At 71.8% G+C, this 12,821-nt stretch carries 14 protein-coding genes and 2 tRNA genes; 6 read left to right on the forward strand and 10 right to left on the reverse strand.

What is annotated here, in order from left to right; translation table 11 throughout:
* Nucleotides 1-6 precede the first annotated feature (6 nt).
* A complete protein-coding gene (locus RHODO2019_RS10685; protein WP_265381783.1) occupies nucleotides 7-1,467 on the forward strand; it encodes an acyl-CoA carboxylase subunit beta in 1,461 nt (486 codons plus the stop codon).
* A 94-nt stretch (nucleotides 1,468-1,561) separates the two neighbouring features.
* Here RHODO2019_RS10685 and RHODO2019_RS10690 read toward each other — a convergent pair whose 3' ends face one another.
* On the reverse strand, nucleotides 1,562-2,077 hold the full coding sequence (locus tag RHODO2019_RS10690; protein ID WP_265381784.1) for a DUF3145 domain-containing protein: 516 nt from the start codon (nucleotides 2,075-2,077) through the stop codon (nucleotides 1,562-1,564).
* 129 nt (nucleotides 2,078-2,206) lie between these two features.
* The gene (locus RHODO2019_RS10695) at nucleotides 2,207-3,115 is read right to left on the reverse strand and encodes an SCO6745 family protein (RefSeq protein ID WP_265381785.1); all 909 of its coding nucleotides are present in this window, start codon (nucleotides 3,113-3,115) and stop codon (nucleotides 2,207-2,209) included.
* A 3-nt stretch (nucleotides 3,116-3,118) separates the two neighbouring features.
* On the opposite strand from RHODO2019_RS10695, the gene RHODO2019_RS10700 reads away from it, so the two are divergent.
* Nucleotides 3,119-3,295 (forward strand): hypothetical protein, encoded by a 177-nt coding sequence (locus RHODO2019_RS10700; protein ID WP_265381786.1) that lies wholly within the window; start codon nucleotides 3,119-3,121, stop codon nucleotides 3,293-3,295.
* Nucleotides 3,296-3,381: 86 nt separating this feature from the next.
* On the opposite strand, the gene RHODO2019_RS10705 is transcribed toward RHODO2019_RS10700, so the two are convergent.
* Together RHODO2019_RS10705 and RHODO2019_RS10710 are read right to left on the reverse strand one after the other, a co-directional pair.
* Nucleotides 3,382-3,456, reverse strand: a tRNA-Ile gene (locus RHODO2019_RS10705).
* A 251-nt stretch (nucleotides 3,457-3,707) separates the two neighbouring features.
* Nucleotides 3,708-3,780 (reverse strand) — tRNA-Asn (locus RHODO2019_RS10710).
* Between the two features lie 141 nt (nucleotides 3,781-3,921).
* On the opposite strand from RHODO2019_RS10710, the gene RHODO2019_RS10715 reads away from it, so the two are divergent.
* The gene (locus RHODO2019_RS10715; RefSeq protein WP_265381787.1) at nucleotides 3,922-4,167 is read left to right on the forward strand and encodes a hypothetical protein; all 246 of its coding nucleotides are present in this window, start codon (nucleotides 3,922-3,924) and stop codon (nucleotides 4,165-4,167) included.
* 110 nt (nucleotides 4,168-4,277) lie between these two features.
* On the opposite strand, the gene RHODO2019_RS10720 is transcribed toward RHODO2019_RS10715, so the two are convergent.
* Together RHODO2019_RS10720 and dnaG are read right to left on the reverse strand one after the other, a co-directional pair.
* On the reverse strand, nucleotides 4,278-4,808 hold the full coding sequence (locus RHODO2019_RS10720; RefSeq protein WP_265381788.1) for a hypothetical protein: 531 nt from the start codon (nucleotides 4,806-4,808) through the stop codon (nucleotides 4,278-4,280).
* A gap of 30 nt (nucleotides 4,809-4,838) precedes the next feature.
* On the reverse strand, nucleotides 4,839-6,728 hold the full coding sequence (dnaG, locus tag RHODO2019_RS10725) for a DNA primase (protein WP_265381789.1): 1,890 nt from the start codon (nucleotides 6,726-6,728) through the stop codon (nucleotides 4,839-4,841).
* 85 nt (nucleotides 6,729-6,813) lie between these two features.
* On the opposite strand from dnaG, the gene RHODO2019_RS10730 reads away from it, so the two are divergent.
* The 3 genes from RHODO2019_RS10730 to RHODO2019_RS10740 all read left to right on the forward strand — a co-directional run bounded on the left by RHODO2019_RS10730 (nucleotide 6,814) and on the right by RHODO2019_RS10740 (nucleotide 10,504).
* Nucleotides 6,814-8,445, forward strand: a complete 1,632-nt coding sequence (locus tag RHODO2019_RS10730; protein ID WP_265381790.1) for a long-chain fatty acid--CoA ligase — start codon at nucleotides 6,814-6,816, stop codon at nucleotides 8,443-8,445.
* Entirely contained in the window at nucleotides 8,442-9,851 is a 1,410-nt protein-coding gene (locus tag RHODO2019_RS10735) for a recombinase family protein (RefSeq protein ID WP_265381791.1), read from the forward strand. Before RHODO2019_RS10730 ends, RHODO2019_RS10735 begins: the two co-directional genes overlap by 4 nt.
* 185 nt (nucleotides 9,852-10,036) lie before the next feature.
* Complete coding sequence (locus tag RHODO2019_RS10740; protein WP_265381792.1) at nucleotides 10,037-10,504, forward strand: hypothetical protein; 468 nt, start codon at nucleotides 10,037-10,039, stop codon at nucleotides 10,502-10,504.
* A gap of 540 nt (nucleotides 10,505-11,044) precedes the next feature.
* Here the strand turns inward: RHODO2019_RS10740 and RHODO2019_RS10745 are convergent.
* The 4 genes from RHODO2019_RS10745 to RHODO2019_RS10760 are packed head-to-tail and all read right to left on the reverse strand — an operon-like array spanning nucleotide 11,045 to nucleotide 12,791.
* On the reverse strand, nucleotides 11,045-11,665 hold the full coding sequence (locus RHODO2019_RS10745; RefSeq protein WP_265381793.1) for a DUF6378 domain-containing protein: 621 nt from the start codon (nucleotides 11,663-11,665) through the stop codon (nucleotides 11,045-11,047).
* Nucleotides 11,658-12,116 carry a hypothetical protein gene (locus tag RHODO2019_RS10750; protein ID WP_265381794.1) on the reverse strand — a complete coding sequence of 153 codons (459 nt, stop codon included), beginning with the start codon at nucleotides 12,114-12,116 and terminating at the stop codon, nucleotides 11,658-11,660. Before RHODO2019_RS10750 ends, RHODO2019_RS10745 begins: the two co-directional genes overlap by 8 nt.
* 14 nt (nucleotides 12,117-12,130) lie before the next feature.
* Nucleotides 12,131-12,550 (reverse strand): hypothetical protein, encoded by a 420-nt coding sequence (locus RHODO2019_RS10755; RefSeq protein WP_265381795.1) that lies wholly within the window; start codon nucleotides 12,548-12,550, stop codon nucleotides 12,131-12,133.
* Between the two features lies 1 nt (nucleotide 12,551).
* Nucleotides 12,552-12,791 carry a hypothetical protein gene (locus RHODO2019_RS10760; protein ID WP_265381796.1) on the reverse strand — a complete coding sequence of 80 codons (240 nt, stop codon included), beginning with the start codon at nucleotides 12,789-12,791 and terminating at the stop codon, nucleotides 12,552-12,554.
* Nucleotides 12,792-12,821: the final 30 nt, after the last annotated feature.

Genomic DNA, 12,821 nt, shown 5'->3' on the forward strand with positions numbered 1-12,821 from the left:
CACGCCATGACCGCTCTCGACACCCGCCCGAGCACCCCGGCCGAGCCGGCGGACCCGATCGACCCGCGGGACCCGCTGCACCGGCTCGAGCAGCTGCTCGACACGGGCTCCGTGGTGCTGCTGCGCCCCCGGGACACCTCCGGGGTGCTCGCTGCCCGGGGCACCATCGACGGTGCCAAGGTCGTGGCCTACTGCACCGACGCCACGAGGATGGGCGGGGCCATGGGATCCGCGGGCTGCCTGCACGTCGTCGAGGCGATCGACCTGGCCTCCAAGCTGCGCTGCCCCGTCATCGGGCTGTGGCACTCCGGCGGGGCCCGGCTGGCCGAGGGCGTGGAGGCTCTCGACGCGGTGGGCCTGGTCTTCGCGGCCATGGTCCGGGCGTCCGGGCGGGTGCCGCAGATCTCGGTGGTGCTCGGCCCGGCCGCCGGGGGCGCGGCCTACGGCCCGGCCCTGACCGACATCGTCATCATGAGCCCGGAGGGCCGGGTGTTCGTCACCGGTCCGGACGTGGTCCGCTCCGTCACCGGCGAGCAGGTCGACATGGCCGCGCTCGGCGGTCCGGAGGCGCACGGCAAGAAGTCCGGCGTGGTCCACGTGATCGCCGACAGCGAGGCCGACGCACTGGCCCGGGCCCGGCGCTTCACCGGCCTGTTCGCCCGCCCGGGCATCTTCGACATGCAGCGTGCGGCCTCCGAGCAGACGGACTTGCGTGCCCTGCTGCCCGAGCAGAAGCAGCGCGCCTACGACATCCACCCGGTGATCCGCGAGCTGCTGGACACCGACCACGACCTCGAGGGCCGGGCGGTGTCGACCTTCGACGAGCTGCAGGCCCGGTGGGCGCCCAACGTGACGATCGGTCTGGGCCGCCTCGCCGGACGGACCGTGGGCGTGGTGGCCAACAACCCGATCCGCCTCGGTGGCTGCCTGAACTCCGAGAGCGCCGAGAAGGCCTCCCGCTTCGTGCGCATGTGCGACGCGTTCGGCATCCCCCTGGTGGTGCTGGTGGACGTGCCGGGCTACCTGCCCGGCGTGGGTCAGGAGTGGGACGGCGTGGTCCGCCGCGGCGCGAAGCTGCTGCACGCCTTCGCCGAGGCGATCGTGCCCCGGGTGACGCTGGTGACCCGCAAGTCCTACGGCGGCGCCTACATCGCGATGAACGCGAAGTGCCTGGGGGCGACCCAGGTGTTCGCCTGGCCCGGCGCCGAGGTGGCCGTGATGGGTGCAAAGGCCGCGGTGGGCATCCTGCACCGCAAGGCGCTCGCCGCGGCCTCCGAGGACGACCGCGAGGCGCTGCACGCGCGCCTGGCCGAGCAGCACGAGCGTATCGCCGGCGGCGTGAACCGGGCGCTGGCCCTCGGCGTGGTGGACGAGGTGATCGACCCCGGTGACACCCGGCGGCGGATCACCGAGGCCCTCGCCTCGGCCCCGGCCGGTCGTGGGGCGCACGGCAACATCCCGCTGTAGCCCCTCCTTGCCGCCAAGTGCGGGCTTCTGGCGGTCATCCGGGGTGGAATGGCGACCAGAAGCCCGCACTTGGCGCTGGGTACGGGGGCCGTGCTCAGCCGACGGAGCGGTGCAACCAGGTCACCTCGCAGCCCTCGCCGCCGCTGCGGAACGGCTCCAGGGCCTCGTCCCAGGCGGTGCCGAGCGCACTGTCCAGCTCGGCCGCGAGGTGCTCCCCCGCGCCGGCGGCCATCATCGTGCGCAGGCGCATCTCCCCGAGCACGACGTCGCCGTTGGCGCTGGTGCTGCCCCGCCAGAGCCCGAGACCCGGCACGTGGCTGAACCGCTCGCCGTCCACCCCGTCGCTGGGGTCCTCGGTCACCTCGAAGCGCAGCACGGGCCACGCCCGCAGAGCCTTGGCCAGCCGTGCACCCGTGCCCACAGGGCCTGCCCACGAGCAGGTGGAACGCAGCAGCCCGGGGGCGGACGGCTGCGCGGTCCACTTCAGGCCCGCCCGGGAGTCCAGGGTCCCCGAGAGGGCCCACTCCACGTGCGGGCACACGGCAGCGGGCGACGAGTGCACGTACACCACACCCGTCGTCCGGTCCGCGAACTGTTCTGCAACGCCCACCACTCACCTCCGGCTCCGACGAGGGACGTCTTCCCCAACGACCTCGTGAGCAGGACTCGTGCTGGCTGTGCGTGACCAGTGTGCCTCGTGGGGCGCCTGGTGCGCCAGTGGGTGTCCTCGCGGGTGGGGTCAGCCCGCCGCACGCTTGGCCGGGTCGGCCGGGAAGGCGCCGGCCTCGATCAGGTCGCCGGAGAGGTCCGCCAAGCGCGCGAGCACGTCCTCCAGGTCCTCCCCGATCCCCGCGACCACCGCGTCCTCGGCGTCGTCTGTCATGTCCTCCAGGACCGCTCGCAGCTCCTCGCCGGCCTCCGTCAGCGCCCCGTCGGCGAGCAGCCCGTCGTCGGTGAGGGTGGCCACCGCCGCTCCGATCTCCTCGGGTGACCACCCGCGGCTGGCGGTGTAGCTGCCCAGCGTCATGCCGCAGGTCAGCTCGGTGAGCACGTTCATCCGCACCGGGTCGAGCCCCGCGGACAGGCAAACGGCCAGGTGCGCGTCCCCCCGGTGCTCGCGCAGCAGCTCGCACACCCGCCACAGCGCACCCCACGGGTCGGCGGGCACGGGCAGCGCCGCGAGGGCGGCGTACAGCGGACGGGCCACCAGGTGCGCGCCCGCGAGCCCGCGGCGCAGCAGCGCGGTCAGCTCCGCGACGCCGTCGGGCTCGCCCAGCACCCGGCGCAGCGAGGCCACCGCACCCGCCTCGCGCGCGGCCAGCACGGCGTCCCGGTCGGCCGTCGCCGCGGCCCCGGCGAACACCGACTCCACCAGGGCGGGGGCGAACACGCCGAAGGTGGCGGTGACCAGTGCGGGCGGCGGGGTGCCGAGCGAGGCGGCCCGGCCCCAGACGTACGTACCCAGGAAGTCCAGGCCGAGGTCGGCGCACCGCTCGTTGACCTCCCGGGCCCAGATGCCCTGGGTCGCGATCGGCTCGATCGCGTCACGCAGCCGGCGGGCGCCGCTCGCCCGCAGCGAGGCCGGCGGCGGCTCGGTGCCCGGGGGCGGCGGGGCGAAGAAGGTCGCGACGGCGGTCTCGTAGTCCACCCGGTGATGGTGGCACGGTCGGCCGACCTCAGGGAGACCGTCGGCCCCCCGGGCATCGTGGGGCCGCTCGTGCCGGCCGGCGTGCTCACGCTGGTCGTCGTCACCGCCGGGTCGTTCGCGGTGCCGTCGGAGTCGCCCGTCGTGCTCGTGCCAGCCGACCCGGAGTGGTGGTGCGGCTGACCCCTGGCCGCCGCTCCACCGTCACCGGCGACGACGCGGACACGGCCGCTGTCCTGCTCACGACGCTGCGCGCCCGGGTGTGACGGTGGGGCAGGTGGGGCTCGAACCCACGACCTGACGGATTATGAGTCCGCTGCTCTGACCAGCTGAGCTACTGCCCCGCACAGGGAGGTTATCGGGTGCGCGGGGGCGGAACCGCCGCCCGGCGCCACGGGCGGACCTGGGGTCCCGGCACGAGCTGGGTCGGCCGCCACGTCGCCGGTGAGCACGTCGAGGAGTTGCGCCGCCGACCCGAGCCGGCCCGCACGCTCACCGTCCAGCTCCAGGCCGAGCTCAGGCCAGACCATCTGCTGCCTGGACGGTGCTGGACGATCGCGGCCGAGGACGACCAGCGTCTCCGCTGGTCAGAAGGCTCCTCCAACTGGACTCGAACCAGTAACCTGCCGATTAACAGTCGGCTGCTCTGCCAATTGAGCTATGGAGGACCGCGCTGGGCTCACCGGTGGTGCGGAGCGCAACGGAGCCGAACTCTAGCGCACCCGTGGACCAGCCTCCCCCACGGGCCACCGCCCCGGCATCGGGCAGGATGGTGCCGACGAACAGGTGCGAGGAGAGGTGGTCGAGAAGTGAAGGGTCTCCTGCTGGGAGCAGCTGCGGGGTACGTGCTGGGTACCAAGGCCGGGCGCGGACGGTACGAGCAGATCGTCCGCAGCTACGGGCGCGTCAAGAACAGCCCCGCCACCAAGAAGATCGCCGACGTCACGCGCGACAGGGTGGCCGACGCCCTCAGCACCCAGCCGAAGCTGGAGCCGCTGGAGCCGCTCAACGCGGAGAGCACCGTCTACGGCCGCAAGGGAACCCGCCGCGACTAGCGTGCACCCGGCGGTGCGGCGATCTACCCACCGGCCCATCAGGCCGGGCTGCCCGCGCACCCGCTGCAGCACGGCGTTGCCGAGCAGCGCGTCGGTGTCGGGCCCAGGGGTCAGCCAGCACCTCCGGGCAGGTGGGAGGCGACCGCAGCCGCGATGTCGGTGACGACGTCCAGGTCGGTGCCGGGGTCCACCCGCACCTGCAGCACCACCCCGTCACGGCCCGGCACGCTGCGCTGCACGAACCACGCCCCGCCGCCCGGCAGCTCCCTGCGGTGGCTGGAGCGCACGCTGCCGGTGACGCGCTGGTTGACGACCTGGGGCAGGGCGCCAGGGTCGGCCAGGGCGTAGCTGCGCACGAGCACGTCGACGAGCAGCACGGCCGCACCGGCGGTCCCGGTCTCCTCGGAGACGGTGAGCTCCAGGGTCTCGCCGTCCCAGGTGGCCTTGCTGACCAGCTCCCACCGCACCCGCAACGGCCCGGCGTCCTGCGCGGCGCCGGGAACCCAGACCCCGAGCCGGGTGGCCACGAGGTACCCGGCGCGCACCGCCGCCACGGCCAGCACCTCCTCGCCTGCCTCGAGCGCCCCCGTGGACCCGGCGGGCGCAGCGGTCCTGCGCAGCAGACGGTCGGTCAGTCGCACGTCAGATCGCCTCCGGCTCGGTCGTCACCACTAGATCGCCTCCGGCTCGGCACCGTTGGCCTGCTCGAGCAGGGTGCGGCGGTACTGCTCCAGCGCCACCAGGTCACCGAACAGCGCCCGGTGCTCCTCCGGGTCGTCCGCCGGGGCCACCCGCTGCAGCTTGGACTTCAGCTCTGCCACCTGCTGGCCCACCCACACCTCCTGCAGGCGCGCGAGGACGGCGGACACGTAGCGCTCGGCGTCGCCGGTGGTGCGCAGCGGCTCGACGGCCAGCTCGCTGACCAGGGAGCGCACCCGGGGCTTGCCGGCCACGTCGCTGACCGCCTCCACCCACTGCGCCCCGCCGAGACCGGCGGCCGTGCCCCCCGCGGCCCGCACCGCGGCGTGCAGGGCGGCGTAGGCGGGGTGGCTGAACACGTCCTCGGGCAGCGAGTCGAACACCGGGCCGGCGATCGACGGCTGCTGCAGCGCCGCCTTGAGCACCTCGCGCTGCGGCCAGAGCCGGGGGTCCCGCGGCTCGGGGCGCGCGGGCCCCGCGTCGGCGTCCTCCGGCACGGCGACCGGCCGGCGGCGCACGGGCACCGCGGGCTGCCCGGCGGACTCGCGCACCCGCTTGACCACGGCGGCCGTCTCGTCCCAGCCGACCCACCCGGCGAGCTGGCGGGCGTACTCGTCGCGCAGCGAGTGGTCCTTGATCCGCCCCACCACGCCCACCGTGCGCGACAGCGCGGCCACCCGCCCCTCGGCGGTGTCCAGGTCGTGCTCGGCGAGCAGGGCCTTCACCGCGAAGGCGAACATCGGGCTGCGACGGGCGACGAGGTCGCGCACCGCACCGTCGCCGGAGGCCAGCCGCAGCTCGCAGGGGTCCATGCCGTCCGGGGCGACCGACACGTAGGTCTGGGCCGCGAACTTCTGGTCACCGTCGAAGGCCTTGAGCGCGGCGGCCTGCCCGGCCTTGTCGCCGTCGAAGGTGTAGACAACCTCGCCGCGGAAGTAGCTGTCGTCCATCAGGAGTCGTCGCAGCAGCTCCATGTGGCTCTCTCCGAACGCGGTGCCGCACGTGGCCACCGCGGTGGGCACCCCGGCCAGGTGCATGGCCATCACGTCGGTGTAGCCCTCGACGATGACGGCCTGGTGCCGCTTCTTGATCTCCCGCTTGGCCAGGTCGAGCCCGAACAGCACCTCGGACTTCTTGTACAGCAGCGTGTCCGAGGTGTTGACGTACTTGGCCTCGATGGGGTCGTCGTCGAACAGGCGGCGGGCCCCGAAGCCCACCACGTCGCCGCCGAGGTTGCGCAGGGGCCAGAGCAGGCGCCGGTGGAACCGGTCGATGGGGCCGCGCTTGCCCTCCTTGCTGACCCCGGCGGCGATGAGCTCGCTGACCTCGAAACCCTTGCGCACCAGAGTCTTGGTCAAGGAGTCCCAGCCCGAGGGGGCGTAGCCGCAGCCGAAGGTGGCCGCCGCCGCGGCGTCGAAGCTGCGCTCGGTGAGGTAGGCGCGGGCGGCCTCGGCCTCGGGCTCGCGGAGCTGGGCGGCGTAGAACTCCTGGGCGGCGGCGTTCACGGCGACCAACCGGGAGCGGGTGCCCCGGTCGCGCTGCACGCTGGTGCCGCCACCCTCGTAGGTCAACGTGTAGCCCACCCGCTCGGCCAGGCGCTCGACGGTCTCCACGAAGCTGAGGTGCTCCACCTCCTGGATGAACTTGATGGCGTCGCCGCCCTCGCCGCATCCGAAGCAGTGGTAGTAGCCGTGCGCCGGGCGCACGTTGAAGCTGGGCGACTTCTCGTCGTGGAAGGGGCACAAGCCCTTGAGCGAGCCACCGCCGGCCGGGCGCAGGGCGACGTACTCGCCGACGACCTCCTCGATGCGGGTGCGCTCGCGGACCTCCGCGATGTCCCGGTCCGAGATGCGTCCAGCCACCGGAGGAGTCTAGGCCGCGCCCCCGACGTCGCCGCCGGACGCGGGACAGGTGCGGGTGACAGGGGTCACTGGCACTATCTCAGTCATGCGCGGACTCATGCAGGACTACCCCCTCACCGTCGACTCCATCTTCCGCCGGACCGAGGCGCACTACGCCGACCGCCTGCTGGTCAGCGCCGGCCCCGTGCCGATTCGGACCACCTACGGCGCGTGGGCCGAGCGCACCCGCCGGCTGGGGGGCGTCCTGGACACCCTCGGCGTCAGCGCGGACGGGCGGGTGGGCACCTTCGCCTGGAACTCCACCCGGCACCTCGAGCTGTACTTCGCCGTCCCCGGCACGGGCCGCGTGCTGCACACGCTGAACATCCGGCTGTTCCCCGAGCAGCTCACCTACATCGCCAACCACGCCGGCGACGAGGTGGTCTTCGTCGACCGGTCGCTGCTGGGCCTGCTCGCCCCGCTGCTGCCGACGATGCCCGGGGTCCACCACGTGGTGGTGATGGACGACCTCGGCCCGCAGAACCCGGCCGCGCTGCCCGAGATCACCACCGCGCAGGTGCACGACTACGAGGACCTGCTCGCGGCCGCCGAGCCGGTCGACTTCCACGTCACCGACGAGAACCAGGCCGCGGCCATGTGCTACACCTCCGGCACCACGGGCAACCCGAAGGGTGTGGTGTACAGCCACCGCTCGACCTGGCTGCACTCGCTGACGGCCACCACCGCCTCCGTCGCGGGGGTGACCGACGCCGACGTGGTCCTGCCGATCGTGCCGATGTTCCACGCCAACGCCTGGGGCCTGGCCCACGCCGCCCCCATGGTCGGGGCCGCCATCGCCTTCCCCGGCGCGGACATGTCCCCGGCCGGGCTGCTGCGACTGATGCAGGCCGAGCACGTCACCCTGGCCGCGGGCGTGCCCACCATCTGGCAGGGCGTGCTCCCGCTGCTCGACGGGGTGGACCTGCCGGACCTTCGGATGGTGCTGTGCGGCGGATCCGCCGTGCCCCAGGCGCTCTCGGAGGCCTACCGCCGGGCGACCGGGCTGCCCATCACCCAGGCCTGGGGCATGACGGAGACCCACCCGATCGCGACGACCGGCAGCATCCCGGCCCGCAACCTCGACGACGGGGACGACGCCCTGGCCCGACGTCGGTCCCGCCAGGGCACGGCAGTGCCCGGCGTCGAGCTGCGCATCGTCGAGCCCGGCACCACCGAGGCCCTGCCCTGGGACGACGAGGCCTCCGGCGAGCTGCAGGTGCGCAGCCCCTGGGCGGCCTCGGCCTACTACAACCCCGACGAGGGCGTCACGCTGGCCGCGGAGGACGGCTGGATGCAGACCGGCGACGTGGCCGCGATCGACTCCTTCGGCAGCGTCCGCCTGGTCGACCGGACCAAGGACCTGGTGAAGTCCGGTGGGGAGTGGATCAGCTCGGTGGAGCTGGAGAACGAGATCATGGCGCACCCGGAGGTCGCCGAGGCCGCGGTCATCGGGGTGGCCCACCCCAAGTGGGACGAGCGCCCGGTGGCCTTCGTCGTCCGCAAGCCCGGCTCGGAGATCACCGCCGAGGACGTCCTGGAGCACCTGCGCACCCGGGTGGCCAAGTGGTGGCTGCCCGACGCGGTGGAGTTCATCGACGAGGTGCCCAAGACCAGCGTGGGCAAGTTCAGCAAGAAGGACCTGAGGTTGCGCTACTCAGACTATCGTCTGGATACATGACCCGTGCCCTCATCTACACCCGTGTGTCCCTCGACCGGACCGGCGACGGCGCAGCGGTAGAGCGCCAGCTCGAAGCCTGTCAGAAGCTCTGCGAGCTGCGCGGCTGGACGGTGGTGGGCGAGGAGAGCGACAACTCGATCAGCGCCTTCTCCGGCAAGGAGAGGCCGGCGTGGAAGCGCGTGCTGGAGGCGCTCGAGCGCGGGACCATCGACGTGGTCGTGGCCTGGCACCTGGACCGCATGACGCGCTCGATGCTCGACCTCGAAGCGCTCATCCTGCTGGCCGAGGGCAAGGGCGTGGGCATCGCCACGGCCACGGGCGACATCGACCTGACGACCGACGTGGGTCGCATGGTGGCGCGCATCCTGGCAGCCGTAGCTCGGGCCGAGGTGGAGCGGAAGGCAGCACGGCAGAAGCTGGCGAACGACCAGCGGGCGGCGCAGGGCAAGGCCAACACCGCCGGCCGGCGCACGTTCGGCTACACCCGCGAGCACGAGCTGATCGAGGAGGAGGCGGAGCAGATCCGAGACGCCGCAGCTCGCGTCCTCACGGGCGGGACGGTCAGCTCGATCACGAGGCTCTGGCTGGAGGCCGGCAACACCTCCGAGGGGGACGAGCCGCGCAAGTGGTCGCGCCAGGGAGTGAAGGAGCTGCTGCTCAACCCGAGGCTGGCCGGCATCCGCATCCACCGGGGCGCCGACATGGGCCAGGGCGAGTGGGAGCCCGTGCTCGACATGGAGACGCACCTCGCGCTGAAGCGGGTCCTCGACGGGCCGGCGCGGAGCGTGCTCGGGCACACGGGCGGGCGCGAGGCGGGGACCCTGCTCTCCGGCATCCTCCAGTGCGAGGTGTGCGACACGGACATGACGGGGAGCACCAGGGCCAACGGGGTGGGCGTCTACCGCTGCCGGAACAACCGGCACTCGACCGGCGCCCGCGCAGAGGCGGACGCGGTGGTGCTCGGGCTGGTCGCAGCTCGCCTGGCGGCGCCGGACGCGCTCGGGTTCATCGCTGGGCCGGAGCGGACGGAGGAGGTGGCCGAGGTGCAGGCGGAGCTTGCCGACATCGCCTCCAGGAGGGCCGCTCTCACCTCCCTGTTCGCCCAGGGGGACATTGGCAAGGACGACCTCGACGGGGCGGCACAGACGCTCTCAGCGCGCCGTGAGAAGGCCCAGGAGCGCCTCGCAGAGATCGGTGGGGTGATCGGTACCGGGCTGGAGCACATCGGCACGCCCAAGGTGGCCGCAGAGCTGGAGCTGAAGCCGCTGGCGCAGCAGAGGTCGGTGCTGGAGGCGGTCGGGCGGTACACGGTGGTCCCGGGCGAGTTCCCTCGCGGTGGGCGGGGCAAGGGCTTCAAGGCGCGCGAGCGGATCAAGGCGGAGTTCGCGTCGAGCTGGGTGAACTAGCCCCGAACGCACGAAAGCCCCCGACCCGTGAGGGCAGGGGGCTTCGCTGGTTTGTAGACCTTGACGCAGACTGAGTCTCAGTCCACGGACAACTTCATTTGTAGCCGTGGGTGCCTCGGGCCGGGCGGTGCGGCCTCGGAGTCGGAGTTCCATGTACCGTCTGCATCGTCTGATATGCTCTGTCCATGAAGCAGCCCGTAGACATTGAGGCCTTTGTGACCCGCCTCGAAGGGGAGATCGCAGAGGCCGAGCGGCGGCTCAGCGAGCTGCGCCTGGCCCGCGTAGGAGCCCTGGCCTTCCGGCAGTATGCGTACGCGGACGCCAACGGTTCCAGGATCATCGACGCCGACGCTCCCGACGCCAACACCGTGACGGAACCGCCTTCGCACGAGACCGCCGGTCCACCGCTCAGTCCTACAGAGCTGGTGCTCCACGTTCTGGACGACATCGACGATGCCGAGTTCGACATCGACCGGCTGTGGGTCGAGATGGAGGCAAACCCGGGCGAGGTCACCCGAGAGCAGGTGCGGAGTTCGATCCACTACCTGATCCGGCAGAAGCGACTCATCGCCGTGCGACGTGGCGTGTACGCGCGCCCCACAAACACCGAAACCCCCGCTAGGACGGGGGTTTCGGAGGCGATCAGCTTCTAGTGGCTGATCCAAGTAGAGAGGAGAAATGGGCTATGCGTAGACCGATTTTGATCACGATCTGCATCCTCGTCGCAGGATTGCAAATCGTTGTCACGGTCTCGGTGCCGCCATGATGATGGCTACCTAGATCGTGATAGCGGGTGGTCTTCCAGCGCCAACTGGGGGGCCACCCGCCCTCGTCTTGCAAATTGATTGTAGCCAGTCATGTCCCGCGCGGCTAGATGGGGTCAGGCGGACAGTCGGCCAAACCGGCGGCGTAGCTCGTGGCCCAGGCTGGGCTCGATCGGTGGTGGAGGGTTGCGCTCCAGCTCGGCCTCGGCCCAAGCCAGAACCTCGGGGGTGAGGATCATGGGACTTCCGTCCACGGCCCACGGCTGACCGTTCGGAACTCGACGCTGTCGCCGGGTCCGATCGCGTGCTGCCATGCGTCTTCGGCGCTGCCACTACCGCTGCGACTGCCGTCCGAGTGGAGGATCGACCACTCGGTGTAGACGGGGCACACGGAACCGTCCGACTCGCTGTACCGCTGCATCAGGTCTCTCACAGCGTGCCTGCCCGGAGCTGGGGCATGAGGCCGGCGTAGCCGGCGAGGTCGAGCGCGGTGTCCTCGTGGTAGCCACCCGCCAGGCGGGAGACCTTCATCAGCACCATCATGGCCGCGATGTCGAGGCCGGCGAGGTGCCGGTCGGAGAGCATGACGCCCTCCCCCTTCAGGTAGGTCGACCAGTACGCCGCGATCCGCTCGAAGCTCACGCTGGCCTCGCCGTACTCGTCCTCGCGGTCGCCGTTGATCGTGGCTTCCGCTCGCTGGAGCAGGGACAGCTCGGGCTCCCGCTCGACGAACGACGGCTCGAACTCGCGCTCTACGGCGAGCGCCTCCACGCGCAGCGCTCTCGCGTGACCGGCCGACAGGCCATGCTCGTCGAGGTGATCCGCGACGTCTCGCATGTGGCCGGCGACGACCTTGACGATCTCTGCCCGCTGGAGCAGGGATCGCCCGTCCTGGGGTGGCTGCACGGGCGCCGGCTCGGGGGCCGGACGCTCCAGCTCGTTCGCGTCGGAGCGCAGTTCGCCGGCCAGGCCGTAGAGCTGGCGCCGTTCGAGCCGCAGGGCTGCGAGACGCATGGTCGCGGTGATCTGCGACAGGTCCCGGTCAGCCACGGTCCATCACCCCCGGACGTGCCGGCAGGCGGACCTCGTGGAAGCTGCATCCCCAGTGGAGCGCGTCCCCCCACGAGCTGCTGGCGTAGAGCGCGTGGCCCCACCAGCGGGTCGGGGTGTCGACTGCCCGCTGCCAGAGCCGGCCGTACTGGTCGAGCAGCGCGGTGACGTCGATCCCGGGCTGGTCGGTGGTGCTGTCGTAGTAGCCCGGCGCCGGCTCGGCGAAGGTGACCGTGTGCGTGGAGATCGCCAGCTCGCGCAGAGCGACCGGCACGCGGGCCATGTTCTCCGGCGACCAGCGGTGGAACAGCATGTCCTCGTCGCTCAGGTCCAGCCCGAGGATGCCGGCGCAGCGGGCCACGATGGCGCGGGCCTCTCCCCCGGTCGCGTTCTCGGCGTAGACGGCGTCCTTGACGGCCTCCAGGGCCTCCTCCAACGGTATCGGTGACACTTGCACTCCCTTCCCTAGACCTTGGTGTCGCGCTTGCAGGTGCACTTCTTGATCGAGCACTTGCCGCCCTGCTTGGGGTGTTCGTGTGCTCCGTGCGGATGTCCGCAGGTGGCACACATGGGGCTCGGCGCCTTCGCGTCCAGCCGCTCGGTCATCGCTCCCACCGAGTACAGCTTCAGCGTCATGTGATCGCCGCCGAGCCCCGCCTTCTTCGCCATGGACCTGACCTCGAACTCGGAGGAGAACGGCCCCCAGGCAAGCTGGTAGGACCCCTCCTGCGCTCGCCAGACCCAGGCGTACATCTCCCGCTCGGAGAGCTGCTCACCCACCGTGCGGATGATGTCCTTCGCCAGCGCGGTGGCGCTGTCGTAGCCATCGCTCTCCAGCAGGGCGACAACCGCCTTGACTTCGTCAGCACGGGGGGTGAGCTTCACGTCAGCCCTCCAGCTCGGTGATCTGACCGTGGAGGCTGTCGTTCTCGTCCTCCAGGTAGCTCACCTCGTTCTCGGCCGCGCTGAGGTCGTTCTGGGCCTGGAGCAGGTCGTCACGGAGCTGCTCGATCTCGTCGAGCGCCCAGATCAGCCCCTCCAGGGCACCGTCGAAGTCCTCACGGCTGAGCAGGATGGGGCTCGTGCTCTCGCGCTGGCCCCGCTCCGCCAGGAGCTTCTCGATCACGGCGTCCATCGTGGTGCCACTTGCACACTC

Source organism: Rhodococcus antarcticus (assembly GCF_026153295.1).
GTDB classification, from domain to species: domain Bacteria; phylum Actinomycetota; class Actinomycetes; order Mycobacteriales; family Mycobacteriaceae; genus Rhodococcus_D; species Rhodococcus_D antarcticus.